Raw genomic sequence first — 26,351 nt, 5'->3', positions numbered from 1 at the left:
CGGCTTGGTGGCCGTCACTTCCGCAGGGCGAAGGCCGGGCCCTCGCCGTCCTCGCTCACCCGGGTGAAGCCGGCCCGGGTGAGGACCGCCTGTGAGGTGGTGTTGGCCTCCTCCGTGGTCGCGAACAGGGAGTTCACGTCGTCCCGGGCGAACGCCCAGTCGGCCAGGGCGCGGACCGCTTCCGTCGCGTAGCCGTGGCCGCGGGCGGCCTCCGTCAGGTCGTACCCGATCTCCACCCGGCCGTCCTCGTCGGGGGCGGAGTGGAAGCCGATACCGCCGATCGCCCGGCCGTCCTCCCGGCGGACCAGGGCGAAGACGCCGAACTCCGGCCGGTGCACCCCCTCTTCGTAGGCCTTGAGGAGGAATCCGGCGGCGTCGCGGGTGCCCTCGTAGGGGCCGCCCTCGATCCACTCGAAGCCGCCGTCGCCGCCGACGCGCAGGTCCCTGGCTTCGGCGGGGCGGATGCCGACGAGGTCGAGGCGGTCGGCGGGGATGACGAGGTTGTTGTTCCAGCGCCAGTCGGTCACCGGGGCGCGGCCGGGCAGCTCGCCGCGGCCGGTCGCCCAGAGGAGGGTCTGCCAGGGCGTCGGACCGGGCTGGACGTGCGGGAAGAGGTAGCCGAGGACGTACTCGGCGAGTTCCTCGGCGGGCCGGTAGGGGAGTCCCAGACCCTGCGTCATGTCGTGGGTGTGGAGCAGCACTTCGGCGATGCCCATGGCGGCGAAGCCCGCGCGGTCGGCGCTGCGGAACGGGTACGGGTGGAAGGCGCGGTCCTGGCGGGAGGCGGTGCGGACGGCGGCGGCGAGCAGGGCGCCGGTCGTCTCGATCACGTGCAGCAGGCCGGAGTTGTCGGTACCCTCCTCCAGCCTGAGCTCGAAGGGCACGTACGCGTCCCGGGCGTGCCCGGCCAGGTTGGCGGCGTACGCGACGAGGTCGTCGGCGACGTGGACCGCCGTGTCGTGGCAGGTCCAGTCCAGGCCGCCCGCCGTCACCTCCGTCCAGTTCCGTGCCACCGCCGGCCGCAGCGCCGCCACACAGCCGGCGACGGCCTCCGCTATCTGATCTCCGCCCAGTTCACGCATGGGTCGCACCCTAGGAGGCGGGACCCTCGGCGGTCGACAGCATTTCCAGCTCGGCGGTGAGGTTGTAGCGGGCGGTCGGCTCCCACTCGGCCCGGCCGTACGGCGTTCTGAACAGCTGGGGCAGCGCGAGGAGTTGGCGCAGGACGGCGGAACGGCCCGCGCGGAAGGCGTCGTTCGGGACGAAGTGGTACTCCTCGCGGACCTCGGCGGTGTAGGCGGCGTACGCGGCGGGCGGGGCGGCGAGGATCGCGAGGTCGGCGTCGCACAGGACCTCGCCGTTGCGGTCGCCGGGGGCCGGGTCGTGGGTGACGGTGAGCCGGACCAGGCGGGCGACCTCGGCCGTCTGCCGCGGGGCCAGACCGGCCTCGGGCAGGGCGCGCTCGGCGAGGCGGGCCGAGCGCTCCTCGTTCGTCGACCGGTCCGGCAGGTACACGGCGTCGTGGAACCAGGCGGCGAGCCTGACCAGGTCCGGGTCGTCCGCGTACTGCTCCAGCACGTCGACGCGGTCGAGGACGGCGGCCAGGTGGTCGACCGTGTGGTACCGGCGCTGGGGTTCCTGCCAGCGGCGGAGCAGTTCGTCGGCGTACCGGTACGGGGAGGGCGCGCAGGAGTCGTCGTCCCGCGACCTCAGGAAGGCGGTCAGCCAGCGGGAGCGCAGGGCGTCGAGATCGGCCATGCGCCCATTCTCCCGCCCGCCCCCGGCATTCCCCTGCGGCGGGACGACATTCCCCGGGCGGGACCGGCGGCACGGCCGCGGGGGGACCGGCTCCACAACCGCCGGGGGGCCCGCTGCACGCCGTCCGGGGGGTCGGCCTCGGCCGCCGGGGGAGCGGCCGTGCGGCTGGATGACGTCGGTGGGGACGGGGTGGTCTCGCGGACGCCGCCGTGCCCCGCGTACTCTGGATTGGACTAGACCTCCGGACTAGACCTCTCGCGAGAGGTGCGCGGAGCACCCGGGGAACACCACGGAAGGGGCCCTATGAGCACGCCGGCAGTCCTGGAGGTGATCGCCCTCGACGCCGAGGACGCGGTCGCCGCCCAGGCCGGAGGCGCGGACCGCCTCGAACTGGTCACCGACATGGCGGCCGACGGGCTGACCCCGCCGCCGCGGACCTTCACCGCGATCCGATCCGCCGTCGACCTCGACCTGCGGGTGATGCTGCGGCTGGCGGACGGGTTCGCGGCGGGCGACGCGGACCGCCTGGCGGGGGTGGCCGGGGAGCTGCGGGCGGCCGGGGCCGACCAGTTCGTGCTCGGGTTCCTGGACCCGGCGGGCGGGGTGGACCTGCGCGCGGTGGAGCGGGTGGTGGAGGCGCTGGCGGGCTGCCGGTGGACCTTCCACCGGGCCATCGACCGGGCCGCCGACCGGGACGCCCTGCGCAAGGAACTCGCCGACCTGCCGGGCCTGGACACGTACCTCACGGCGGGCGCCGCGGAGGGCGTGGACGAGGGGCTCCCCACGCTGCTGGCGGAGGCGCGCCGGGGCGGTGAGCCGGGGTACGAGCAGACGCTCCTGGTGGGCGGCGGGCTCCGGCTCGACCATGTGCCCGAGCTGGTGTCCGCGGGGATCGACGCGTTCCACATCGGCGGCGCGGCCCGCCCGGAGGGCTGGACCGGGCCGGTGTCGACGGCGGCGGTACGGCAGTGGCGCCAGGTCCTCGACCGGGGGTGAGCGCTTCGGCCCCGGGGCGCCGGACCGCAGGGACCGGGGGCCGTACTCACGTAGGGCGCACCGGCGTGGGGCCCTACTCGTGCGGGGCCGGCCCTACTCGTGCGGGACCGCGCCGTTATGTGGGCCGGATCGGCGTGCGGCTCCGCCGCGCGGGTGCGAGGCCCGGTGCGACCCGCGCCCTGCGGCGGCCACCAGGTGGCCGGGGGCCCGTCGGAGCCCCCGCCCCTGCCGCTCAGGCCCGCCCCGTGCCGCTCAGGCCAGCTGCGGTGGCAGTGGTGCCGTGTGGGTCACGATCAGGCCGGACACCGCGCGGGTCAGCGCCACGTACAAGCGGCGCAGCCCGGTCCGCTCGTCCGGCTCGCCGTCCACCACCGCCTGCGGTTCGTCGAGGACCACGTAGTCGTACTCCAGGCCCTTGGCCAGCGAGGCCGGGACCAGGGTGAGGCGAGTCCCGGCGGTGGTCTCCTCGCCGGGGGCCAGGTGGCCGATGCCCGCCGCCGCCAGCGCGTCCGCCAGCTCCGGCACGCGCGCGTCCGCCGCGATCAGGCCCGTCGAACCCTCGTTGCGGAGCAGCTCCTCGCACGCCGCGACCACTGCGGCGGTGTCCGCGACGGGACGCACGGCGAAGAAACCGGGGTTCTCCCGGACCGAGGCGACCGGGGTGAGGCCGGGGGCGATGTGCGGGAGCAGCCGGGAGGCGTACGTGATGACGTCGGTCGGCACGCGGAAACCGGCCGTCAGCTCCTCGATCACGCCGTCCGACTTGCCGAGGTGCGCCAGGGCCTCGGCCCAGCTCCGCGTCGCCCAGGGCGTGGTGCCCTGCGCCAGGTCGCCCAGGACGGTGGCCGAGCCGGTGGTGCACCGGCGGCCGACCGCGCGGTACTGCATGGGGGAGAGGTCCTGCGCCTCGTCGAGCACGACATGGCCGAGCGAGTGCGTCCGCTCGACCAGATCCGTCGCCTCGTCGATCAGCACCGCGTCCGCGGCCGACCACCGCGCCGCCTTGACGCCGCGCACCGGCTTCGCCCAGACGATCGTCTTCTGCTCGTCCTCGTCGAGGATCCCGTCGGCGTGCTCCGCGAGGTAGTCCGCGTCCGTGAGCAGGCGCAGGACGAGTTTCGCCGGGTCCACCGGCGGCCAGATCCGCTTGACGGCCGCCTTCACCGCCGCGTTGCGGGCCACCGAGTCCTGGACGCGGTCGTCGGGCGCCTCCCCCGACCGCTCCATCTGGACCAGCACGGCGTGCGCGATGCGCTGCGGCAGGGCCTCGCGCGCCGCGCCGTACCGGATGCCCCGGTCCAGCAACTCCCGGACGATGTCCTCCAGTTCGTACGCCGGGACGCGCCAGCGGCGGGAGCCCCGCACCACCACGACCGGTTCGGTGGGCAGCGTGACATGCGCGTACACGGCCCGGCGCAGCACCTCCGCCATCCGGGCGTCGCCCTTGACGATCGCGGCGCGCGCGTCGTCGGTCCCCGTCACCTCGACGTGGGCCACCAGGTCGTCCATCGTCGCCTGCTGCACGGTCAGCTCGCCCAGCGCGGGCAGCACCTGCTCGATGTAGTGCAGGAAGGAGCGGTTCGGCCCGATGACCAGGGTGCCGGTGCGGGCCAGCCGCTCCCGGTGGGCGTAGAGGAGGTAGGCGACCCGGTGCAGGCCGACGGCCGTCTTCCCGGTGCCGGGGCCGCCCTGCACGCACACCGTCCCGCCGAGCCCGCTGCGCACGATCTCGTCCTGCTCGGGCTGGATGGTCGCCACGATGTCCCGCATCGGGCCGACGCGCGGGCGCTCGATCTCCTGCTGGAGCAGCTTGCTGGTGCGGGCGGCCTCCGCCGGGTCGGACAGGTGCTCGTCCTCGTACGCCGTGATGTCGCCTCGGGTGTACCCGAAGCGGCGGCGCAGCGCGATGTCCATCGGGTCCTTCTTGGACGCCCGGTAGAACGGCTGCGAGACCGGCGCCCGCCAGTCGATGACCATCGGGTCGCCGTCCTGGTCGTGCACGTGCCGGCGCCCGATGTGCAGTGTCTGATAAGCGTCCTCCGGCCGCGGGCGCTCGCCGTAGGCGCCCTCGGCCTGGTCGGCGCCCGGGGCGTGCAGGTAGTCGAGGCGGCCGAAGAACAGCGGGGTGTCGCTGAGGTCGGCCAGCGCCTTGATGCGCTCGTCGATCTGGCGGGCCAGGACCTCGGCGTTCACCCAGTTCGCGGTGACGTTGCTGATGTCCAGCGACTCGACGTCCTCGCGCATGGCGCGCAGGGCGGCGCGGGACTCGGCGAGGTGGGAGCGTTCGCGGGAGAGGGGGTCCGCTAGCGGGTCGTGGGCGGGCGTGGACAAGGGGGTGCCTCCGAAGGGCCTGCGAGTCGATGGCGCTCAGGTGGGGATGGCGCACAGGTGGCGATCAGCCGACCGGTTTCCGTCCGGCCGACGGCACTCCGGAAGGCGGAGGCGGGCAAGAGCGGCGATTCTAGTGAGGCGGGGGCAGGGGACCAAATGGATTTTCCCCCGTCATCCCTTAGGGGGAGCGTCACCCGGAGGGTGGGGCGGAGGTGGGGGACGGGGTCCGCCGAAGGGTGGACCGAAGGATGCCGGAAATTGGACCCGTGGACCGATGCCGTGCTTATGCCCGAAGTTCCACCATTGAGGCATGAGCGCAGCAACCATCCACCCAGCTCCCAGCCGTCCCCCGGGCGCCACCGCCCTCGACGGAGTCCCCCACCCCCACCACCGCCTGGGCGACGCCCTGCGCGCCGTCAAGGTCTTCGTCGGCGCCGCGATCAGCGTCGCGATCCTGGGCGAGTACGGCGAGGAAGCGGGCATACGCCGCAAGTGACGGCATAGGGTCACCCCCGTGCCGAACCGGACGGTGACGTCACCCTCTGCCTGCCCTGCTTCCCCCTCCGCATCCCTCCTCCCCTTCCCCCTCCTGCCCCTCCTGTCCTTCTCCCTGCTGACCGTCTCCCTCTGCACCTTCGCCGCCCTCTGTGTCCTGCTGCGCGCCCCGATGGCCGATCTGCTGGTCTACCGGGCCGAGGGCGAGGCCGTGGTCCACGGCGGTGATCTGTACGGCTTCACGGTCACCGAGTGGCGGCTGCCGGCGACGTATCCGCCCTTCGCGGCGGTCCTGTTCGTGCCGACGACCTGGATCCCCGTCCCGGCCCTGAAGGCGGCCTTCCTCGCGGGCAACGCGCTCCTGCTCGCCTGGCTCGTCGCCCTCTCCGCCCGCCTGGCCGGCCGCCCGGCACCCCTTCCGCTGCTGTGCGCGGCCACCGGGCTCGCCCTCTGGCTGGAGCCGGTCTTCCAGACGCTGCTCTTCGGCCAGGTCAACCTCGCGATCACCGGCCTGGTCCTGTGGGACCTGACCCGCCCGTCCGGCGCCCGCGCCAAGGGCCTGGCGCTCGGCATCGCGGCGGGCGTCAAACTCACCCCGGCGATCTTCATCGCCTACCTGTTCCTCACCGCACGCAGAAAGGAGGCAGCCACCGCGACGGCGTCCTTCGCGGGCACCGCCCTGCTCGGCGCGCTTCTCCTCCCCTCGGCCAGCCTGGACTTCTGGACCCGGCGCCTGTTCGAGACCGGCCGGGTCGGCAAGGCGTGGATCGTCGACAACCAGTCGCTCCAGGGCCTGGTCGCGCGAGCGACGGGCAGCGAGGCACCCGGCCCGGCCTGGACCCTCCCGGCGGCCGCGGTGGCGGTGACCGGCCTGTGGCTGGCGGCACGCGGCCGCGCCGCGCACGGCGACCGCTGGGGCATCCTGCTCACCGCGTTCACCGCCCTGCTGGTCAGCCCGATCAGCTGGTCACACCACTGGGTGTGGTGCGTCCCGCTGCTGGCGGTCCTGTCGGCGCAGGGCCGCAGGCTCCTCGCGGCCACGGCGGCACTGGTCTTCACGGCGCGCACGATGTGGCTGCTGCCCCACGAGGGCGACCGCGACCTGCGCCTGCCGTGGTGGCTGCAGCCGCTCGCGTCGCCGTACCCCCTGCTGGGGCTGGCGCTGCTGGCGGGGGCCGCGCTCGCCCTCCGAAGGCCGGGCACCGCCCCGCCGCACCGGTCTGGCACCACCCCGCCGGACGGGCTCGGCACCGCCTCCGGCTTGCCGGACGGGTCTCAGCTCTCCGCGAGCAGCTCGTCCGCGTCCATGATCCGGTAGGCGTACCCCTGCTCCGCCAGGAAGCGCTGGCGGTGGGCGGCGAAGTCCTGGTCGATGGTGTCGCGGGCGACGACCGAGTAGAAGTGGGCCTGGTGGCCGTCGGCCTTGGGGCGCAGCACGCGGCCCAGCCGCTGGGCCTCCTCCTGCCTCGACCCGAAGGTGCCCGACACCTGGATGGCGACCGTCGCCTCCGGCAGGTCGATGGAGAAGTTGGCGACCTTCGAGACGACCAGCACGCTGATCTCGCCCTCCCGGAAGGCGTCGAAGAGCTTCTCGCGCTGGGCGTTGGACGTCTCGCCCTTGATGACGGGGGCGTTCAGGTGCTCGCCCAGCTCGTCCAGCTGGTCGATGTACTGGCCGATGACGAGGATCTGCTGGCCCGCGAACCGCTTCACGAGCGCCTCCGTGACCTTCCGCTTGGTCGCGGTGGTCGCACAGAAGCGGTACTTCTCCTCGGTCTCGGCGGTGGCGTAGGCCAGCCGCTCGGAGTCCGTCAGGTTGACCCGCACCTCCACGCAGTCGGCCGGTGCGATGTAGCCCTGCGCCTCGATCTCCTTCCAGGGGGCGTCGAAGCGCTTGGGCCCGATCAGGGAGAACACGTCCGATTCCCGGCCGTCCTCGCGCACGAGGGTGGCCGTCAGCCCCAGCCGCCGGCGCGCCTGAAGGTCGGCGGTGAACTTGAAGACAGGAGCCGGCAGCAGATGGACCTCGTCGTAGACGATCAGGCCCCAGTCGCGGGAGTCGAAGAGCTCCAGGTGCGGGTAGACGCCCTTCCGCCTGGTCGTGAGCACCTGGTACGTGGCGATCGTGACGGGCCGGATCTCCTTCCGCGTCCCGCTGTACTCCCCGATCTCGTCCTCGGTCAGGCTCGTCCGCTTCACCAGCTCGTGCTTCCACTGCCGGGCCGAGACGGTGTTGGTCACCAGGATCAGGGTGGTCGACTTGGCCTGCGCCATGGACCCGGCACCGACCAGGGTCTTCCCGGCCCCGCAGGGCAGGACGACGACGCCGCTCCCGCCGTGCCAGAAGTTCTCCACGGCCTGCTTCTGGTACGGCCGCAGGGCCCAGCCGTCCTCGGCCAGCTCGATCGGGTGGGCCTCCCCGTCCACGTAGCCGGCGAGGTCCTCGGCGGGCCAGCCCAGCTTCAGCAGGGTCTGCTTGATCTGCCCGCGCTCGGAGGGGTGCACGGCGACGGTGTCGGGGTCGATCCGGGCGCCGACCAGCGGGGTGATCCGCTTGGAGCGCAGGATCTCCTCCAGGACCGGCCGGTCGGTGGTGGTGAGCACCAGCCCGTGCGCCGGGTGCTTGCTGAGCGTCAGCCGGCCGTACCGGTCCATCGTCTCGGCGATGTCGACCAGCAGCGCGTGCGGCACCGGATAGCGGCTGTACTCGACCAGCGCGTCCACCACCTGCTCGGCGTCGTGCCCGGCCGCCCGCGCGTTCCACAGGCCCAGCGGGGTCACGCGGTAGGTGTGGATGTGCTCCGGCGCCCGCTCCAGCTCGGCGAAGGGCGCGATCGCCCGACGGCAGTCGTCGGCCCGCTCGTGGTCGACTTCCAGGAGCAGCGTCTTGTCGGACTGGACGATCAGCGGACCATTCACGCGCGGCACCCTTTCCCTTCGGCTCGTGCGGCCATCGCCATGGCGGCCATCGTCACGGGCCAAAGTTCCAGTGTGCCTCATGCGCGAGCGATCACCGTCGCCGTTGCACCGAAGGCGGACTGCTGGTGCCCGGTTTCCGGGAGCAGCCGATCGTCCGGTGCAACCTTGGGTCCGTTTCGGGTGTCATGTCCGAGGGAGCCGCGGATGAGCGCGGCTCGGTGGGGAGGTTCGGGTGACGTCCGTACGCATCTGGGGACCCGGCGCGGGGGCCGTGGTGGTGCTGGTGGCGGCCGGGGTCTGGGCGCGCGGGTCCAGCGCGGTGGACGCCGGGCTGTGGGCGCAGGTGCGTCCCGCGATCGAGGCACGGCTGGTGACGCGGTCCGCCGGGACGGGGGCCGGGGAGAGCGAGCCCGCCCTGAGGTCGCGGTGGTTCTGCCGGGCGGAGGCGCTGGATCTCCAGGAGAGCGGGGGCCGGGTCCTGGCCGGCGTCGACACCCTGTGCGAGGAGTACGGCGAGCGCGCGGGCGCCCTGGTGCTGTGCGGCGGGGCGGAGACACCGGAGGTCGTGCGGCTGGAGAGGGACCCGGCCGACGGCGGCTACCGCGTCGTCTCCGAGGAACGGCCGCCGGCGGACGACAGCGCCGAGTGGGAGGACCACCACTTCAGCCACTACGCCGCGTCCCGCCTCGACCGCGGGATGGCCTCCACCAGCCTGCGAACCGAGGCCCGCACCCACTTCGGCCTCCCCCCGGACGCCCCGACACAGGACTGCTAGCCCACGCACAACACGCCCAAAGGGGCGCGGGGAACTGCGCGCGCAACCACGACGGCGCCGCGCCCGCTTCTCCTGGGTTCGGTGCACGGCGCGCCCCGCAGGGGCGCGGGGAACTGCGCGCGCAACCACGACGGCGCCGCGCCCGCTCCTCCTGGGCCCGCTGCACGGCGCGCCCCACAGGGGCGCGGGGAACTGCGCGATCAGCCACGACGCCGCCGTGGACGAAGGACGGCGCGGTGTCTCCGGCGGCCTCAGTCCTCCGCGAGCTCGGCCACGCCCGTCACCCGGTGCAGCGGATAGGTGCGTACCTCGTCGGCCGTGTGGTCGTAGGCCGTGACGAAGCCGCCCTCGACGCGGATGGGGGCGATGACACGCTGGCTGGCCGTGCCCTCGGCGTTGACGTAGCCGATCCAGACGGTGTCCCCGGTGAGGACGGCGGCCTGCATGGTGGCGAGCGTCTCGGCCGGGGTGGTGCGGGGCAGCTCGCCGCCCTGGACGACGGCGCCGGTGGACTTGCGCGGGGTGGTGGCGGCTAGGTCCCCGGCCCGGATCGCGCGGATCGCCGCCGCGAGGAGGGTGGCGTCCGGTGGCGGCGGACCGTCCGGGACCGGCTCGGGTGCCGTGCGCGGCGGCGAGCGGTGGGCGTGGGCGCGGGTGACCAGGACGTCGCCCTCGGCGGACTCGGCGGCGGGCGCGAAGCCCATCGCGCGCAGGCCCTCCAGCAGAGTGGCCGGGTCGGCCTGGGTGGCGAGCACCGTCGGGGCCAGCCGGCGCAGGCGCAGCCCGGACGCCCGCTTGTCGGCCATGATCTCGTTCAGCACGGTGTCGTCGTCGCAGCGGACGTAGGCCGAGGCCGCGCCCACCCGCAGGTGGCCATGTCTGCGGGCCACGTCGTCGATCAGGTACGTGAGCGGCTGCGGAACCGGTGTGCGGGAGTGCGTGGCGAGGAAGGCGTGCAGGTCGGCGGCGGTCTGGCCGGCGTCCAGAGCGCGGCGGACGGAGCCGGGCGTGAACCGGTAGACCGTGGCGCCCCCCTTGGACTCGACGTCGGCGAGGACGCCCAGCGCGTCGGCGAGCGGGCGGCGCAGCGGGCCCGGGGCGACCGCGGTCAGGTCGGCCTGGAGCAGCACGTGGTCGAGCGGCTCGGGCAGGAGCGGGGCGAGCAGCCGGGCCGCGGCCGCGGCGGCGACCGCCTGCTCGGGCGGCGTGAGCGGCGCGGGGGTGGGCAGGGCGGGGACGTGATGGTGGTGCACGGGGAGTTTGTCGCCGGGACCGGAAGCTTCGGCCGAAGCCGAGGCCGGGGCTGAAGCCGAACCTGTGGCCGAGGCCGACGCGGTGGTCGCGGGCGCGGGCGGTGCGCCGAGGAGCGCGCGGCCGTGGGCCGACAGCGCCCCGCGTCCCGTCACACCCAGCAGCTCCGCCTCCGACAGGGTCCAGCGGGCCAGCCTGCCGCGCAGGTCCTCGCCCTGCTGCTGGGGGCCGCGCAGCGGGCGTTCCCAGCGCAGCCGGGCCAGCACCGAGTCGGCGGCCGGGGCGGCGCCCTCCGGCAGCCCGGCGAGCAGGGTCAGCACCCGGTGCCGTACCTCGGGCGCGGCGGAGCGGTCGAGACCGGGGCCGAGCGCCGACAGGGCGCGGTCCTTGGTGTCCCGGCCGCCGACCAGGCCGGCGGTGCGGGTCGCCGTCAGCCAGGCCTCCGCCAGCTGGGCCCAGCGCTCGGCGGGCGGGCGGTCCAGCCACTCGTCGTAGGCGGGGGTGGCCGCGTAGCGTTCGTCGGCCTCGCCGTCGGAGGCGAGCAGTCCGGCCGCGTACGCCAGCTCGACCCAGAAGGCGGCGACCGGCTCGGGCACGTCGAGGGCGACGGCCGTCCGCTTGAGGTCGCGGACGCTCAGACCACCGGCCCGCAGCACGGCCGGGCCGCCCTCGTCCCAGTCCTTCAGCAGCTCCTCGACGGTCGCCAGGGCGGTGTACGCCTGCCCGGCCGCGGTCGCGTCCACAACCTGTGGACGGTGGGCGGCGGCCGGCTCGACGGCCGGTGGCACGGGCTCCGGTTCGCGGTGGGCGCGGCCCTCGCGCAGGTGCAGGGCGACCTCGCGGGGCAGCACCACGGTGCCGGGAGCGGTCGGCAGCAGCAGGCCGCGGTCCAGGAGCCAGCGCAGGTGGGCGGCCGGTTCGGGGGTGATCTGGCCGTACGGCGGACCCCAGACCAGCCGGGAGAGGACCTCGCGGGACTCGGCGGGCGCGGCGGCGAGCAGTTTCGCCATCTTCTTGCGGTGGCCGAACAGCTTGGTGAGCGCGTCCACCGCGGAGACCGAGTCGTGCGTGGAGGGCAGCCCGGCGGTGGCGACGATCTCCTGGATCCGGCCCGGCGACATCCCCGCCGTGGCCTCCCGCACCGTCGGGCCCAGACCGGTCGGTGACGGGTGCTGCGGGGACGGGGCGAGCACCTCGCGGGCGGTCCGCACCAGCCGCAGCCGGTCGTCGTCGCCCCACACCAGCGCCTGGTCCCGGAGCGCGGCGACGGCCCGCGGCAGCTGGCCGGCGACGACCGGGTCCCCGCCGTCACCGGCCAGCAGACCCAGCACCTCCTGGTACGACGCCGGGTCGCCGGCCACCGCCAGCGCCTCCGCGGTCTGCAGGGCGAAGCGGTCCAGGCGCTCCAGGGCACGCAGCACCGAGGCCCGGGTGCCGGCCCGGGTGGCGAGCTGGGTCAGGTCGGTGGGGACCGGGGTGATGAGGTCGGGGCGGGCACGCAGCAGTACGGCCAGGGAGGCGTCGTCCCTGGCCCGAAGCGCCTCCGCGAGGGAACGCGGCGGGGTGGCCGGGTTGCTCATCCGACCCACGGTAGCGGGTGCGGCCCGGACACCGGGATCGCCCGTCCGCGACCGTTCCTGTGCGAGAGGCGGCCACCGGGCGAACAGCACGTTGCGCAGATGGCCGGCGGATGAATTCCAGCGGGAGGATCGCGCCACCTCTGGCAACCCTCGGCACCCGGTCGTCACCCTGGGCTCCCTGACCCTCGCGCGATGTCAACTGCGCGAGGCGAAAAGGCGATTCGGGGGATGCGGTCGTGAGAACGCTCGGCGTCGAACTCAATTTCAACAACGTCGTCGCGATCTTCAGTGTCGTGATCCCGGTGCTGGCGTTCTTCTGGGAGTTCGTCGTCATCCGCCGCAAGCGGCTCGGCTACCGCCTGCAGATGGACACCCTGGCCACGGACACCGCCCACGCGCCCAGCGCCGACGTGCTGGCGCGGATGCGGGACGACGGCCACGAGCTGGTGGAGCCATCGTTCGTGCTGGTGCGGATCGAGAACGCCGGCTGGCGGGAGATCGTCCCGGGCGACTACCTGACCCCGCCCGACGACAGGACCGGGATCCGGGTGCTGTTCCGGGACCGCCGGGTCGTCGGCATGGCCGTGACCGAACTCAGCCAGCCCACCCTCCGCCACTTCTTCGTCACCACCCGGGACGGCCGGACCCAGGAGACCGAGGGCTTCGGAAAGGACTGGGAGGACGGCGTCGGCGTCATCCGGCTGCCCAAGGTGACGCTGAACCCCGGCGCCCACTACAAGATCCTGGCGGTGCTGGAGCGGCGCGGCGGCAGCGAACACGCGCCCTTCCCGCCGCCGGAGTTCCAGGCCGCGGTGACCGGCGGCATGGACCACTCCTTCGCCTGGGTCCGCTGGCTGGCCCGGCTCAAGCTGGCCCACACCGAGAGCCACACCTTCGCCTCCCGGCCGGCCGTGGGCGGCCTCGCCCTGCTGGCGGCGGCGGTCCTCGTCCAGGCGAGCCTCACCCTCTTCTTCCCCGCCAAACCCGCCCCGCTGGACTGCGTCGGCGGCACCCTGCACCTGTCGGGCTCGACCGCGTTCGCGCCCGCGGTGACGGCGGCGGCCAAGCAGTACACGAAGCTGTGCGCGGCCAAGGGGGCGGACATCCCCGTCGACGACGGCACCTTCCAGAGCAGCACCGACGGGCTCACCACGCTCCAGCAGGCCGGCAGGACCGCCGGGATCAAGGGCGACCAGGGACTCGGCGACCACATCACCTTCACCGACGGCCCGGCCCAGGGCAACCACACCCAGCTGCTGCCCCGGCCGGTGGTCTACTCCCTGTTCACCCTCGTCGTGAACGAGGACGCCGACGTCCACAACCTCTCCCTCCAGCAGATCCGCGACATCTACGCCGGCAAGGTCAGGAACTGGTCCCAGGTCGGCGGCCGCGACGTGCCCGTCCACCTGGTCAACCGCCACCGCGGCTCCGGCACCCGCAACGCCCTCGAACAGCGGGTCCTCGCGGGCAGGCCGGTAGCGGAGGCCGACGTCAACGACTGCGCGGCCCTCACGCCGGACAAGTACGGCGTCTGCGAGGTCACCACCACCGACACCCTCCTGGACGCCGTGAGCGCGGACTCCGGCGCCCTCGGCTACAGCGAGGTCAGCAGCGTGCCGTCCGGCAACCTCGTCAAACTGGACGTCGGCGGCATGCCGCCCACCCTCGAAGGCGTCGAACAGGGCACGTATCCGTACTGGCAGACCGAGTACGCCTACACGTACGGCGAACCGCCCGCCGGTTCCATCGCCGCCGCCTTCCTGCGCTACCTCACCGACCAGGGCGGCAAGGACATCCTGCGCGAGTACGGCAACCGCCCCTGTTCCGAGACCCGCTACCCGCTGGTGTGCAGGCCGACATGAGCCGTGGCCTGCGCTACCGTCGTTGCGGCGGGGTAATCCAAGGGAACGTACCGGCCCCGGAGGGGACTTCGTGGGTATCGAGAGCGATCAGGTCGTCTACGAGTATCTGAGCCGCGTCGGGGACATCGCGCACCAGCGCCAGTTGTCGTCGGCCGAGCGGATGCGGCTGGTCTCCGGGCTGCGCAACGACATCGACCGGCAGCGGGCGAAGGCGACGGTCGACAGCCCCGCCGCGGTACGGCGCATCCTGGACCGGCTGGGCACGCCCGACGAGGTCGTCGAGGCGGCGGGCGGTACGGGGGCGGCGGGGGCGCCGCGACCGCCGTCGGACGCGGTCCCCGTCCAACGGGACGCCGGGCCAGCCCCGTCCGCGGCGCCGGCCGACGAACTGCGGCGGGTCGTGCCGCGCCCCCGGCCCGCGGAGCCGGACGGTCCGGCGGCGCCGCCCGACTGGTGGCGGGTGGACAGCAGCCCGTTCGGGGACGTGGACGGGGACAGCGTGCCGGGGTTCGTCGGCGGGGTGGAGATTCCCGAGCTGCTCAGCAGGCCGCGGCTGCGGAAGGCGGAGCCGGACGCCGAGCCGGCGGAGCCGGCGAAGCCGGTGGAGGTCCCCGTGGTGGCGGAGGCAGCGCCGTCCGCACGGCGCCGGATCCGCGTCGTGCCCCGCCCGGCCACCGGCTGGAGCAACCCGCTGCTCCTGCTCGCCGCCGCCTCGCTCGTGGTGGGCGCGCTGCTCGGCAACTGGTTCGCGCTCGTCCTCGGCTGGGCCATCGCCTACGGCTCCCGCCGGCTCACCCCTACGGAGACGAAGCTGGCGGTGATGTGGGTACCGGGGCTGTCCGTGGCGGCCGGGCTGGTGTGGCTGTGGGGGCGCAGCGCGGGGCGGTGGGGCGCCCCGATCGCCCAGGGGCAGATGAGCGGTGCGGTGGGGGAGACGTGGCCGTGGGTGGTACGGGGCGCTGCGCTGGCCTCGGCCGTTTTCGTGGTGTGGCGCTCCCAGAGACAGCGGTAGGGGACGGCGGCCGGGGGTGGGCCGACCGGTCGCCGGGCGGCTGCGGGCCGGTGGGGGCTGGCCGCGCAGTTCCCCGCGCCCCTGACGGGGCGCTGCGGCCGACGTTCCTCTGCAGCTGCGGGCGTGCTGCCCAGCCGTGTCTCGTTCAGCCGCGGGCCGTCGTGCCGCTGGGGCGGTCGGTCGCCGGGCGGCTGCGGGCCGGTGGGGGCTGGCCGCGCAGTTCCCCGCGCCCCTGACGGGGCGCTGCGGCCGCCGCTTCTTTCCAGCCACCGCCGCCCCTCATCAGCCGCGGGCGGCAACCTGTAAGCGCCGGTAAGCGTCCCACTCCTACCCCAGCCCCCACCCACCCGCACGACCCCGTCGGCCGACCCCCACCCTGCACAATGGCCCACATGACTCCTCGCCCCCTCACCGTCGGCTTCGACCTCGACATGACGCTCATCGACTCCCGGCCCGGCATCCACGCCACCTACCTGGCGCTCGCCGAGCGGACCGGGACGTACATCGATGCCGATCTGGCGGTCACCCGGCTGGGGCCGCCGCTCGCCGAGGAGCTGGTGCACTGGTTCCCGGCGGAGCGGATCGCGGAGGTGAGTGATCTGTACCGGGCGATGTATCCGGAGATAGCCATCGCGGCGACGCCCGCCATGCCGGGCGCGCGGGAGGCGATCGCGGCCGTGCGGGGCGCCGGCGGGAAGAGCGTGGTGGTCACCGCGAAGTACGAGCCCAACGCGCTGCTGCACCTCAGCCACCTCGGCATGGCCCCGGACGCCGTCGTCGGCGACCTGTGGGCCGAGCAGAAGGCGGTGGCGCTGCGCGAGCACGCCGCGGACGCGTACGTCGGCGACCACGTCGGAGACGTCCGCGGGGCGCGCAGGGCGGGCGCCCTGTCGGTCGCGGTGGCCACCGGCCCCTGCTCCGCCGAGGAACTGCGCGCGGCCGGCGCCGACGTGGTGCTCGCCGACCTCACCGAACTGCCCGCCTGGCTGACCGCCTACCGCGAGGGCACCTACCGCGAGGGCGGTTACCGCGAGGGCGGTTACCGGGAGGACGCCTCCCGCGCCTGACGTCGGCCGGCCGCGACCGACTGGAGCACCCCGGCGGCCGCGACCAGGAAGCCGACGCCCATGAGCATGCTCAGCAGGTACATGTACGTCGGAAAAGGCTTCGCACCGAGGAACAGCGGTATCACGGTGACGAGTGTGGCCACCGCACCGATGAAGAAGACCACGGCACCGGCGCGGACCAGTCGGTCACCGGGCCCGGCGGAATTCGCTTGGGTTTTGTCACGCACTCGACCAGGGTAGTTCCCTGCCCGAAGGAACAACCGGGCGACGTCTTGTCACGCGCCCGAAGACCATTAGCCTTGGTACCGGCGGGTCATGGTCGACCCGCCCGAGTGCTGTCAAGAGCCGTTCCAGAGCTGTTGCATTCAGAAGTTTTCCGAGCAGTTTCCGACGAGATACGAGGACGAGGACAGACGTGCCTACCGGCAAGGTCAAGTGGTTCAACAGTGAGAAGGGCTTCGGCTTTCTCTCCCGCGACGACGGCGGTGACGTCTTCGTCCATTCCTCGGTTCTCCCCGACGGGGTCGACGCACTCAAGCCGGGCCAGCGCGTGGAGTTCGGCGTCGTCGCCGGTCAACGCGGTGACCAGGCGCTGTCCGTGGTCCTGCTCGATCCCACCCCGTCGGTCGCCGCCGCCCAGCGCAAGAAGCCGGACGAGCTGGCCTCGATCGTGCAGGACCTGACGACCCTGCTCGAGAACATCACGCCGATGCTGGAACGCGGCCGTTACCCCGACAAGGCCGCCGGCGCGAAGATCGCCGGGCTGCTGCGCGCGGTCGCGGACCAGCTGGACGTCTAGCCGCCCAAGAGGCATATGCGTCTTCGCGGCGGGTAAGTCCCGCGGGTTTTTCACGGGAAATCGAGTGCGTGCGGGCCGAGGGGCGGGACGAGTCCCTCGGCCGCCGCGCGGGTGAGCAGTCCGCGGACCGCCGCGTAACCGTCCTCGCCGAGTTCCGCGGTGAACTCGTTGACGTAGAGCCCGATGTGCTGGTCGGCGACGGCCGGGTCCATCTCCTGGGCGTGCGCCATCACATACGGCCGGGAGACCTCGGGATCGTCCCAGGCCGCGTGGACGGACGTGCGGATCGCGTCGGCGAGGCGGGTGAGCGTCTCGGCGCCCAGTGACCGCTTGGCGATGATCGCGCCCAGCGGGATCGGCAGGCCCGTCGTGTGCTCCCAGTGCTCGCCCATGTCGGCGAGCTTGTGCAGGCCGTAGTTCTGGTACGTGAAGCGCGCCTCGTGGATCACGAGCCCCGCGTCGACCTTCCCGTCCCGCACGGCCGGCATGATCTCGTGGAAGGGCATGACCACGATCTCGCCCACCCCGCCCGGCAGGGTGTCCGCCGCCCAGAGACGGAACAGCAGGTAGGCCGTCGACTTCTCGCTCGGCACGGCGACCGTACCGCCGCTGAGGTCCGCCCCCGCCTCCCGGGTCAGCACCAGCGGCCCGCAGCCCCGGCCCAGCGCGCCGCCGCAGGGCAGCAGCGCGTACTCGTCGAGGACGTAGGGCAGCACGGCGTACGACACCTTCAGCGCGTCCGACTCGCCGCGCTCGGCCATGCCGTTGGTGAGATCGATGTCCGCGAAGGTCACGTCGAGCGCGGGCGCGCCCGGGATCCGGCCGTGGGCGAGGGCGTCGAAGACGAAGGTGTCGTTCGGGCAGGGCGAGTACGCGATGCGCAACGAGTCAGCGGTGGTCATGTGGGTTCCAACTCTCCAGGGCGGGCGCGAGCTTCCCGAAGGCCTCGGTGAGGGCGGTCAGGGCGTCGCCGATGCGCCAGGCCGCGCGGTCGCGGGGGCCGACGGGGTTGGAGACCGCGCGCAGTTCCAGCACGGGCACGCCGTGCGCGGCGGCCGCCTCGGCGACGCCGAAGCCCTCCATGGCCTCGGCGAGGGCGTGTGGGTGGCGGGTGCGCAGCTCGGCCGCGCGGGCGGCGGTTCCGGTCACCGTGGAGACGGTGAGTACTCCTCCGGGGCGAGCTCCGGTGACCTCAGCTGTAACTCGTACGAGTGAACTTGGTGGACGGTGGCTGACGGTCCCGAAGCCCAGTTCGGTGACCGGCAGGAACCCGTCGGCCGTCTCGGCGCCCAGGTCGGCCGCGGTGATCTCGTCGGCGACGACCAGGGAGCCGACCGGGGCCTCCGGCTGGAAACCGCCGGCGATCCCGGCGGAGACGACCAGCGTGTAGGGGCGGCCGGTGAGGGCCGCCGCGGTGAGGGCGGTCGCGGTGCCGGCGGCGGCCAGGGCCGGTCCGACCCCGGCGGCGAGGAGGTCCAGCCCGCGGGTGGTGCGCAGCAGCGGGGCCGTACCCGGCAGCCGTGCCTCCGCCGTCGTGCCGTCCGTGAACGCCCGGACCACCGCGTCCCGTTCGGCCGGGACCGCGGTGGCGACGAGGACGCGCGCGGCGGACGTGGTCAGGCGTCCTTCTTGAGCTTGAAGGACCACAGGCCCAGCACCGACTTGTCGCCCTCCTTGATGGAGACCAGGGTCGAGTTGCCGGAGGCGCCGTACTGGGCGTTGAAGAACACGCTGCCCGGGATGGTGCGGTAGGTCTTGCTGCTGGACTCGGTGAGCGCCTGACCGTTCATCAGGATCGTCCAGCCGTTGTCCGCGATCTTCGGGTCGACGCCGAAGCGGACCGTGTCGTCCGGGTCCACCTTGATGGACTTGATCCCGGTGTCCTTCAGGCACTTCGTGAGGGAGGCCGTGTCCAGGGCCTTGCCGTCGTTGTAGCAGGTGGCCTCGGAGTTGACCGAGGACGTGCCGACGGTGATCGTGGCGATCGGCGTCGGCTTGTCACAGGCCGACAGGACGAGCAGTCCGGCGGAAACGGCGCCGGCGGCGGCGACGACGCGGCGGCGTCGCGAGCGGGAGTGCAGCGTGGTCATGGCCGAAGGCTATCGGGCGCTCCGGGCCGTCTCCCCACGTGGGGTACGGCGTGCCCGGTTCGTTACGCCACTCGCGGTCGGGGGTGGGTGCCGTGCCGGGCGGAGCTGAGCAGACCGCGCAGGGTGGCCAGCCAGCCGGCCGCCACGATCGCGGCGGCCACCACCAGACCCAGGGTGCCGTTCAGCGGCATCACGATGCCCACCGCGCCGCCGAACACCCAGGCCATCTGCAGCAGCGTCTCCGAGCGTGCGAACGCCGAGCTGCGCACCGTCTCCGGCACGTCCCGCTGGATCAGCGCGTCCAGGGAGAGCTTGGCCAGCGCCTGCCCGAAACCGGCCACGGCCGCCAGCACCGCCACCAGCAGGGCGCCGAAGAACAGCGCCGCGACGATCGCCGTGCCCAGCACCACGGCCACCACCGTCACGATGATGATCTCCGGCGCCCGGGAGCGCAGCCACGCGCCCACCGCCGTGCCGAGCGCGTTGCCGACGCCCGCCGACACGCCCACGATCCCGAGCGACACCGCCGCGCTCTCGCCGGTCAGCGGGTGCTCGCGCAGCAGGAACGCCAGGAAGAAGATCAGGAAGCCGGTGAGGCAGCGCAGCGCGGCGTTGGCGCCGAGGGCGTGGGTGACCGCGGGCCCGACCGTGCGCAGCCCCGGCCGCTTGGTGCCCTTGCGGTACGGCCCGTGCAGATGCGCCTCGTCGGCGGCGAGCAGCGCCACGTCCTCGCCCTTGGCCGAGTCGACCTTGGGCGGCAGGGAGAAGGAGAGGAAGGTTCCCGCCACGAAGATCACGAAGGCGCCGTAGAGCGGCCAGGGATCGCCGACGGCGTGCAGGGCGGCCCCGATCGGGGCGGCGACGCCGGTGGCGAGCAGGCCGGCGAGAGTGACCCGCGAGTTGGCCTTCACCAACGAGAACCGGGGCGGCAGGAGTCTGGGCACGACGGCGCTGCGCACCACGCCGTACGCCTTCGACGCGACCAGCACCCCGAGCGCGGCCGGATACAGCTCCAGGCCGCCGCCGGCCACCGCGCCCGAGATGATCAGCGCGAGCAGCGCCCTGGCGAGCATGGCACCGGCCATCGCGGCCCGGCGGCCGTGCGGGAGGCGGTCGAGGAGGGGGCCGATGACCGGGGCGAGGACGGTGAAGGGCGCCATGGTGATGGCGAGGTACAGCGCGACCCGGCCGCGGGCCTCGTCGGTGGGCACGGAGAAGAACACGGTCGAGGCGAGCGCGACGGTGATCATGACGTCGCCGGCGCCGTTCACCGCGTGCAGTTCGATCAGTTTCCCGAGCCCGGACTCGCCGGCGCCGTGCGCGTGGGTGGCCTTGCGGATGCCGCGGGCGGTGCCGGTCACCGGGAGGTGCAGGGCACGGCCGACGGAGCGGACGGCACCGCGCACCCGGCCCGCACCGCTCCCGACCCCTACGGCACGTCGGGGTGACCTCGCGGTTGCCACGTGCTTCATAGTGCCCTGCGCGCGGTGTTCCTAGTGCACTTTGTGAGCAAGCGAGTCGTGGGGGCGCCGTGGGTCCCGAGGAGGTCACCCTCACCGACGGCCGTGCACGAGACACGGTTGGACAGCGCCCCGTCAGGGGCGCGGGGCACTGCGCGACCAGCCCCCACTCACCCGCACCCGCCGCACGACCTCCACCACCCGGAACAGCACACCCCCCGGCCACGGAACCGACCCTCGCTCCGCCCCCGTCGGCTCCACCCCGCCCCCCGCGCACGCCGGACTGTCCCCCACCGCCGACGACGGGGTAGCGTGCCTATCTCAGCCATAAAGCAGAATGGATGGCATAGGTGCGCCCGAGCGCGATCGGACGCGGACGTCGATGCGGCCCCCAGGTCCGCTCCGTCCGCCCCACCGCCGGAGGCAACCGCACTCGTGAGACGGCGTAGGAGAGAAGCGATACCTGTGAGCGCAGCGACAACGCGAAGCCGCACCCCTGACCGTCTGTGCGCCGAGGCCGTCGACCTCGCCCGTGGAGCCGCCGAGGAGGCCGCCGCCCCGGGGGTGGTCGGCGAGCACGCCGGCGTGGTGGCCGAGGGCGACCGCGTGGTCACGCACTTCTTCGAGTGCAAGGAACTGGGGTACCGCGGCTGGCGCTGGGCGGTGACGGTGGCCCGCGCCTCCCGCGCCAAGGTCGTCACCCTGGACGAGGTGGTCCTGCTCCCCGGCCCCGACGCCCTGCTCGCCCCCGAGTGGGTGCCGTGGAGCGAGCGGCTCCGCCCCGGTGACATGGGCCCCGGCGACCTGCTGCCCACCGAGGCCGAGGATCTCCGCCTGGAGCCCGGCTACACCGGCGAGGACGAGCCGGAGCCGAACGCCCCGATCTCGGAGGAGATGGAGGAGCTGGCGGAGGCCGAGGACGCCGAGGTCACCGCGGGCACGCCCGCGCACCTGCCGACGGTCCCCTCCCGCGGCACGATCGCCTCGATCGCCGAGGAACTCGGCATGCGCCGCGCCCGGGTGCTGTCCCGCTACGGCCTGCACATCGCCGCGGACCGCTGGGAGGAGGCGTTCGGCGCCAAGACCCCCATGGCCCAGGCGGCCCCCGCGACCTGTGTGAGCTGCGGCTTCCTCACCCCCATCGGCGGCTCCCTCGGCCAGGCCTTCGGGGTCTGCGCCAACGAGTTCTCGCCGGCCGACGGCCGGGTCGTCTCCCTCTCCTACGGCTGCGGCGGCCACTCGGAGGCCGCGGTCATGCCGAAGACGCCCCAGCCGGCCCCACCGGTCATCGACGAGACCAGGGTCGACCCCTTCCCCCTGCGCCCGTCCCCGGACTCCGGCTCGGTCCCGGCGGTCTCGGACGAGGAGACGGCGGAACTGGGCCACTCGTAGGGTGCCGGCGCCCGCGCCCGCGCCAGTGCCCGTGCCCTTGCCGGTGACCGTGACCGCGCTCGTGACCGTGACCGCGCTCGTGACCGCGCTCGTGACCGTGCCCGCGCCCGTGACCACCTCACGCCTCAGGGCACGGACGCCGGCCGCCCACCGGCACGCACCGCCCGCCGCCCCGAGGGCCGCCAGAAGGCCCTACCCGGGCCCCATGGCACCCGGCACGGCCCCGGCCAGGGCCTGACCGGCGACCTGAACGGCGGCCGTACCGCGAGGGTCGCCCGCGTACGGTGGTCGCTTCCCGGCCGGGCGAGGCGGGCGGGCGCGTGGGCAGACCCCCGGCGCGCGGTACCTTCTCCTCACGCCGACGAGGAGAGTGAACGTGAGCAAGTTCGTGCGGCCCGCCGCCGAGGGCGCCGACCCCTTCGGTACCGCCCGCCTGCGCCGCGGTGTCCTCGACGCCTGGGCCACCAGCCCCGCCCGGTTCCGGGAGGACGCCAACGCCGAGGAGGACCTGGTCCTCGGCGGGTACCGGGACCGGCTCGTGGTCGAGCTCGCGCAGAACGCCGCCGACGCGGCGGCCCGTGCCGGCGTCCCCGGGCGGCTCCGGCTCACCCTCCGCGACGGCGTCCTGTTCGCCGCCAACACTGGTGCCCCGCTGGACGCGGCCGGCGTCGAGTCCCTCTCCACCCTGCGCGCCTCCGCGAAGCGGGGGGACGGTGAGGGGGCGGTGGGACGGTTCGGCGTCGGGTTCGCCGCCGTGCTGGCCGTCACCGACGAGCCCGCGGTGGTGGGTCGGCACGGCGGGGTCCGCTGGTCCCTCGCCGAGGCCCGGGAGCTGGCCGAGGAGACCGCCCGGCACAGCCCGGGGCTGGGGGACGAGATCCGTCGGCGGGACGGCCATGTCCCCCTGCTCCGGCTCCCGTTCGCCGCCGAGGGCACCGCCCCGGACCCGTACGACACGGTCGTGATCCTGCCGCTCAGGGACACCGCCGCCGCCCATCTCGCCGAGCGCCTCCTCGACGCCGTGGACGACGCCCTGCTCCTCGCCCTCCCCGGGCTGGAGGAGGCCGTGATCGAGACCGCCGACACCGTGCGCACCCTGCGCCGCCGCACCGACGGCGCGCTCACCGTCGTGGAGGACTCCCGAGCGGGCACGACCCGCTGGCGCACCGTCTCCGCGCACGGCCCGCTCACCCCCGACCTGCTCGCCGACCGGCCGGTCGAGGAGCGGCTGCGGCCGCACTGGTCGCTGACCTGGGCCGTGCCCACGGACGGCCAGGGCGCCCCCGACCGGCCGCGCACCGCCGCCGTCCTGCACGCCCCGACCCCCAGCGACGAGCCGCTCGGCGTGCCCGCGCTGCTCATCGCCTCCTTCCCGCTCGACACCACCCGCCGGCACGCGGCCCCCGGCCCGCTCACCGACTTCCTGGTGCAGCGCGCGGCCGACGCGTACGCCGAACTCCTCGCGGACTGGCGGCCGGTGGGGGAGGGGATCATCCACCTGGTGCCCGGTCCGCTCGGCAAGGGCGAGCTGGACGGCGCGCTGCGCCAGGCGATCCTGGAGCGGCTGCCCCGCACCGCGTTCCTGCCGCCCGCCGTCGACCCGGCGGACGACTCCGACCTTCCCGAGGCGCTGCGGCCGCGCGACGCCGAGATCGTGGAGGGGGCGGGCGCCCAGACCGTCCGGGTCCTGGCCGAGGTGCTGCCCACGCTCCTGCCCGCGGGGCTGGAACGCCGCGTCGAGCTGCGCACCCTCTCCGTGGCCCGGCTCCCGCTCGCCGACGCCGTCGACCGCCTGGCCGGTCTGGAGAAGGACCCGGACTGGTGGTGGCGGCTCTACGACAGCCTCGCGGGCGTCGATCCGGACCGGCTCTCCGGCCTGCCGGTGCCGCTGGCTGGGGGTACCTCCCAGGCTTTCGGCTCTGGGGGAGGGCGGACCACCATCGGTCCCCGGCAGGTCCTGCTCCCCACCGCGGACGCGGCCGCCATCGACCCCGAGGTGCTGGCCCGGCTCGGCCTCAAGGTCGCCCACCAGGACGCCGCCCACCCGCTCCTGGAGAAGCTCGGCGCCCTGCCGGCGAGCCCGCGCGCGGTCCTCACCACCCCGCAGGTGCGGGCCGCCGTGGCCGCCTCGCTCGACGACGAGGGGGGCGCGCTCTGGGAGGAGGACGCCCCGGACGCCGAGGAGTTGGCGGACACCGTGCTCGCGCTGGTCCGGGATGCCGGACTGGAGCCCGGTGACGAACCCTGGCTGGGCGCCCTGGCCCTCCCCGACGAGGACGGCGAGCTGGCCCCGGCCGGTGAACTGGTCTTCCCCGGGAGCCCGTTCGCGCGGGTGATCAGAGAGGGCGAACTGGCGGCGGTGGAAGCCGAGGTGGCCGAGAGGTGGGGGGAGGGACCGCTCGCCGCCTGCGGGGTCCTCGCGAACTTCGCGCTGGTGCGCGCCACCGACGTCGTGCTGGACCCGGACGAACTGGAGCCCCGGGAGGGCGACTTCGCCGAACCCGATGACGCGGGCCTGCTCGACGCCGTGGACGTCTGGTGCGAGGACATCCTCGACCGCTTCCCGGACACGCCGGTCCCCCCGGTCGCCACCGAGCTGATCGCCGTCCGCGACCTCGACCTCGTCGACGAGGACCACTGGCCCGAGGCCCTCGCCCTGCTCGCCCGGCCGCCGCTGCGCGACGCCCTCACCCAGCCGGTCCGCATCCTGCTGCCCGACGGCACGCACGAGGTGGTGCGGCCGTACACCGCGTGGTGGCTGCGCGGGCACCCGGTGCTCGACGGCCGCCGCCCCGCCGGTCTGCTGGCGGCCGGCGGCGACCCCCTGCTGCGCGGCCTCTACGAGGAGGCCGACGCGACCGGCTTCGAGGACGAGCAGGTGCTGCGGGCGCTGGGCGTACGGACGTCGGTCGCCGCGCTCCTGGACGAACCGGGCGGTGCGGCGGAGCTGCTGGACCGCCTGGCCGACCCGGACCGCCCCGTCACCGCCGCCCAGCTCCACGCGCTGTACGGCGCGCTGGCCGACCTCGACCCCGAACAGGTCACCCTTCCCGACGAGGTGCGGGCGGTGACCGACGGCCGGGTGGAGGTCGTGGACGCGGCGGACGCCGTGGTCGTCGACTCCCCGGACCTGCTGCCGTTCACCTCGGGTGTCCCGCTCCTGCCGGTGCGGCCGTCCCGGGCCGCCGAGCTGGCCGAGCTGTTCCAGGTCCGGCGGCTGAGCGAGTCGGTGACGGGGTCGGTCGACTCGGAGGGCACGGAGCACGACGTCCCGGACTCCGTGCACGTCCTGCTCGGTCCGCGCACCCCGCGGACGTATGTCGAGCACGAGGAGCTGGTGGTCGACGGCGTGGAGATCGACTGGCGCCTCACCGGCGACGGCGTGCTGCACGCCGCGACCCTGGAGGGCGTGGCGGCCGGCCTGGCCTGGGCGGCGGGCCAGTGGCCCCGCCGCTTCGAGGTGGCGGCCCTCCTGGAGGACCCGTCCCGCACGGAGGAACTGGCACGGGACCGCTGGTTCGACTGAGCCGTGGCGGGCCATGCGGAATCAGTGATTCCCATGGGGACGCAATCCGGTCGCAAAGAAAGTAAAATCTGGCCGGATTGTGTCTTCCCCATACAACTTTGTTCACCCCCCGTGGATCTGATCACCCGAGTCAACAGACTCCCTAGATCACTTGGGCCTCGCGCCCACCGTTCTCCACCTGGGGAATCCATGCGCATTCGTGCCACTGTGGCCGCCGTCTCCGGCGCCCTGGCCCTCTCCGCCCTCGCAGTCCCGGCCGCACACGCCGCCGGCAGCGCGCCGAACGTCACCTTCTCCAACGTGAAGGTCAACAAGGGCGGCAGCATGGTCGTCGGTACGGCCAAGGCGTCCTTCGCGGTCACCTACACCGTGACCCACCCGTCGACCCTGAAGCCGAGCGACTTCGCCACCGGTCCGGCCATCTACCGCGGCACCTCGGTGACCAAGCCGAGCGACCTGTTCGTCGCCGACGATCCGGGCACCTGCACCGCCGCCTCCAGCACCGTCCTCAACTGCAAGGCGTCCCTGGTCTTCACCGTGGGCGGGGACACGGGCCTGATCGACTCCGAGGCGGGCTCCTGGAGCGTCGGCGCCCTCGCCGTCGGCGACGGTGGTTCGAAGTGGGTGGGCGGCCTGGGCACCACCAAGGTGCTGCGCGCCGCGAAGCTGACGGCCAACGCCACCCCCGAGCCCGTCAAGAAGGGCAAGACGATCACCGTCACGGGCTCCCTCACCCGCGCCAACTGGGACACCGGCAAGTACAGCGGCTACGGCAGCCAGTCGGTCAAGCTCCAGTTCCGCAAGAAGGGCTCCAGCACCTACACCACGCTGAAGACCATCAAGTCGTCCTCCACGGGCGCCGTGAAGACGACCACCACCGCGACGGTGGACGGTTACTACCGCTACTCCTTCGCCGGCACCTCCACCACCCCGGCGGTCAGCGCCACGGGCGACTACGTCGACGTGCAGTAAGCCCCTTTAGGGGCAGCGCCCCGTATAAGGGACGCGGGGAACCGCGCGACCAGCCCCCACCGGGCC

Annotated in this window: 21 protein-coding genes; 11 read left to right on the top strand and 10 right to left on the bottom strand. The window is 73.9% G+C overall.

Annotated features, from left to right (window positions below):
• Positions 1 to 14 precede the first annotated feature (14 nt).
• Complete coding sequence (locus AB0M11_RS02090) at positions 15 to 1,082, bottom strand: GNAT family N-acetyltransferase (RefSeq protein WP_365700368.1); 1,068 nt, start codon at positions 1,080 to 1,082, stop codon at positions 15 to 17.
• A gap of 10 nt (positions 1,083 to 1,092) precedes the next feature.
• Positions 1,093 to 1,758 carry a hypothetical protein gene (locus AB0M11_RS02085; protein ID WP_365700366.1) on the bottom strand — a complete coding sequence of 222 codons (666 nt, stop codon included), beginning with the start codon at positions 1,756 to 1,758 and terminating at the stop codon, positions 1,093 to 1,095.
• Positions 1,759 to 2,061: 303 nt separating this feature from the next.
• Between AB0M11_RS02085 and AB0M11_RS02080 the strand changes: the two genes are divergently transcribed.
• Entirely contained in the window at positions 2,062 to 2,754 is a 693-nt protein-coding gene (locus AB0M11_RS02080) for a copper homeostasis protein CutC (protein WP_365700364.1), read from the top strand.
• Between the two features lie 252 nt (positions 2,755 to 3,006).
• Here the strand turns inward: AB0M11_RS02080 and AB0M11_RS02075 are convergent, their stop codons facing one another.
• A complete protein-coding gene (locus AB0M11_RS02075) occupies positions 3,007 to 5,085 on the bottom strand; it encodes a UvrD-helicase domain-containing protein (RefSeq protein WP_365700362.1) in 2,079 nt (692 codons plus the stop codon).
• A gap of 310 nt (positions 5,086 to 5,395) precedes the next feature.
• Here AB0M11_RS02075 and AB0M11_RS02070 point away from each other — a divergent pair, with 310 nt between their 5' ends.
• On the top strand, positions 5,396 to 5,581 hold the full coding sequence (locus tag AB0M11_RS02070; protein ID WP_365700360.1) for a hypothetical protein: 186 nt from the start codon (positions 5,396 to 5,398) through the stop codon (positions 5,579 to 5,581).
• 171 nt (positions 5,582 to 5,752) lie between these two features.
• Positions 5,753 to 6,898 (top strand): glycosyltransferase 87 family protein, encoded by a 1,146-nt coding sequence (locus AB0M11_RS02065; RefSeq protein ID WP_365700679.1) that lies wholly within the window; start codon positions 5,753 to 5,755, stop codon positions 6,896 to 6,898.
• Here AB0M11_RS02065 and AB0M11_RS02060 read toward each other — a convergent pair.
• Positions 6,856 to 8,499: a DNA repair helicase XPB gene (locus tag AB0M11_RS02060; protein WP_365700358.1), complete on the bottom strand. Its 1,644-nt coding sequence runs from the start codon at positions 8,497 to 8,499 to the stop codon at positions 6,856 to 6,858. The genes AB0M11_RS02065 and AB0M11_RS02060 overlap by 43 nt on opposite strands.
• A gap of 232 nt (positions 8,500 to 8,731) precedes the next feature.
• Here AB0M11_RS02060 and AB0M11_RS02055 point away from each other — a divergent pair, with 232 nt between their 5' ends.
• Positions 8,732 to 9,274 carry a hypothetical protein gene (locus tag AB0M11_RS02055; protein ID WP_365700356.1) on the top strand — a complete coding sequence of 181 codons (543 nt, stop codon included), beginning with the start codon at positions 8,732 to 8,734 and terminating at the stop codon, positions 9,272 to 9,274.
• 251 nt (positions 9,275 to 9,525) lie between these two features.
• Here AB0M11_RS02055 and AB0M11_RS02050 read toward each other — a convergent pair whose 3' ends face one another.
• Positions 9,526 to 12,105, bottom strand: coding sequence for a helicase-associated domain-containing protein (locus AB0M11_RS02050; protein WP_365700354.1), 2,580 nt, complete (start codon positions 12,103 to 12,105; stop codon positions 9,526 to 9,528).
• A gap of 236 nt (positions 12,106 to 12,341) precedes the next feature.
• Here AB0M11_RS02050 and AB0M11_RS02045 point away from each other — a divergent pair, with 236 nt between their 5' ends.
• The 3 genes from AB0M11_RS02045 to AB0M11_RS02035 all read left to right on the top strand — a co-directional run bounded on the left by AB0M11_RS02045 (position 12,342) and on the right by AB0M11_RS02035 (position 16,046).
• Positions 12,342 to 13,967: a substrate-binding domain-containing protein gene (locus AB0M11_RS02045; protein WP_365700352.1), complete on the top strand. Its 1,626-nt coding sequence runs from the start codon at positions 12,342 to 12,344 to the stop codon at positions 13,965 to 13,967.
• 70 nt (positions 13,968 to 14,037) lie between these two features.
• Positions 14,038 to 14,979, top strand: coding sequence for a hypothetical protein (locus AB0M11_RS02040; RefSeq protein ID WP_365700351.1), 942 nt, complete (start codon positions 14,038 to 14,040; stop codon positions 14,977 to 14,979).
• 392 nt (positions 14,980 to 15,371) lie between these two features.
• Positions 15,372 to 16,046, top strand: a complete 675-nt coding sequence (locus tag AB0M11_RS02035; RefSeq protein WP_365700349.1) for an HAD family hydrolase — start codon at positions 15,372 to 15,374, stop codon at positions 16,044 to 16,046.
• On the opposite strand, the gene AB0M11_RS02030 is transcribed toward AB0M11_RS02035, so the two are convergent.
• Entirely contained in the window at positions 16,019 to 16,273 is a 255-nt protein-coding gene (locus tag AB0M11_RS02030) for a hypothetical protein (protein ID WP_181809383.1), read from the bottom strand. The two genes, AB0M11_RS02035 and AB0M11_RS02030, sit on opposite strands and share 28 nt — an antisense overlap.
• 188 nt (positions 16,274 to 16,461) lie before the next feature.
• Here AB0M11_RS02030 and AB0M11_RS02025 point away from each other — a divergent pair, with 188 nt between their 5' ends.
• A complete protein-coding gene (locus tag AB0M11_RS02025; RefSeq protein WP_093501504.1) occupies positions 16,462 to 16,845 on the top strand; it encodes a cold-shock protein in 384 nt (127 codons plus the stop codon).
• Positions 16,846 to 16,895: 50 nt separating this feature from the next.
• Here the strand turns inward: AB0M11_RS02025 and AB0M11_RS02020 are convergent, their stop codons facing one another.
• The 4 genes from AB0M11_RS02020 to AB0M11_RS02005 all read right to left on the bottom strand — a co-directional run bounded on the left by AB0M11_RS02020 (position 16,896) and on the right by AB0M11_RS02005 (position 20,407).
• On the bottom strand, positions 16,896 to 17,747 hold the full coding sequence (locus tag AB0M11_RS02020; RefSeq protein ID WP_365700347.1) for a 1,4-dihydroxy-6-naphthoate synthase: 852 nt from the start codon (positions 17,745 to 17,747) through the stop codon (positions 16,896 to 16,898).
• Positions 17,734 to 18,492, bottom strand: coding sequence for a futalosine hydrolase (locus AB0M11_RS02015; protein WP_365700345.1), 759 nt, complete (start codon positions 18,490 to 18,492; stop codon positions 17,734 to 17,736). Before AB0M11_RS02015 ends, AB0M11_RS02020 begins: the two co-directional genes overlap by 14 nt.
• Positions 18,462 to 18,935, bottom strand: a complete 474-nt coding sequence (locus tag AB0M11_RS02010) for a DUF2771 domain-containing protein (protein WP_365700343.1) — start codon at positions 18,933 to 18,935, stop codon at positions 18,462 to 18,464. Before AB0M11_RS02010 ends, AB0M11_RS02015 begins: the two co-directional genes overlap by 31 nt.
• A 62-nt stretch (positions 18,936 to 18,997) precedes the next feature.
• Positions 18,998 to 20,407 carry an MFS transporter gene (locus AB0M11_RS02005; protein WP_365700341.1) on the bottom strand — a complete coding sequence of 470 codons (1,410 nt, stop codon included), beginning with the start codon at positions 20,405 to 20,407 and terminating at the stop codon, positions 18,998 to 19,000.
• Positions 20,408 to 20,860: 453 nt separating this feature from the next.
• Between AB0M11_RS02005 and AB0M11_RS02000 the strand changes: the two genes are divergently transcribed.
• The 3 genes from AB0M11_RS02000 to AB0M11_RS01990 all read left to right on the top strand — a co-directional run bounded on the left by AB0M11_RS02000 (position 20,861) and on the right by AB0M11_RS01990 (position 26,285).
• A complete protein-coding gene (locus AB0M11_RS02000) occupies positions 20,861 to 21,787 on the top strand; it encodes a DUF3027 domain-containing protein (protein ID WP_365700339.1) in 927 nt (308 codons plus the stop codon).
• Positions 21,788 to 22,163: 376 nt separating this feature from the next.
• Positions 22,164 to 25,313: a molecular chaperone Hsp90 gene (locus tag AB0M11_RS01995; protein WP_365700337.1), complete on the top strand. Its 3,150-nt coding sequence runs from the start codon at positions 22,164 to 22,166 to the stop codon at positions 25,311 to 25,313.
• Positions 25,314 to 25,502: 189 nt separating this feature from the next.
• Positions 25,503 to 26,285: a hypothetical protein gene (locus AB0M11_RS01990; protein WP_365700335.1), complete on the top strand. Its 783-nt coding sequence runs from the start codon at positions 25,503 to 25,505 to the stop codon at positions 26,283 to 26,285.
• Positions 26,286 to 26,351 lie beyond the last annotated feature (66 nt).

Source organism: Streptomyces sp. NPDC051987 (genome assembly GCF_040680735.1).
Classification (GTDB): Bacteria; Actinomycetota; Actinomycetes; order Streptomycetales; family Streptomycetaceae; genus Streptomyces.
The sequence above is the reverse complement of the archived record's forward strand: the minus strand, read 5'-3'. Positions and strand labels throughout refer to the sequence as shown.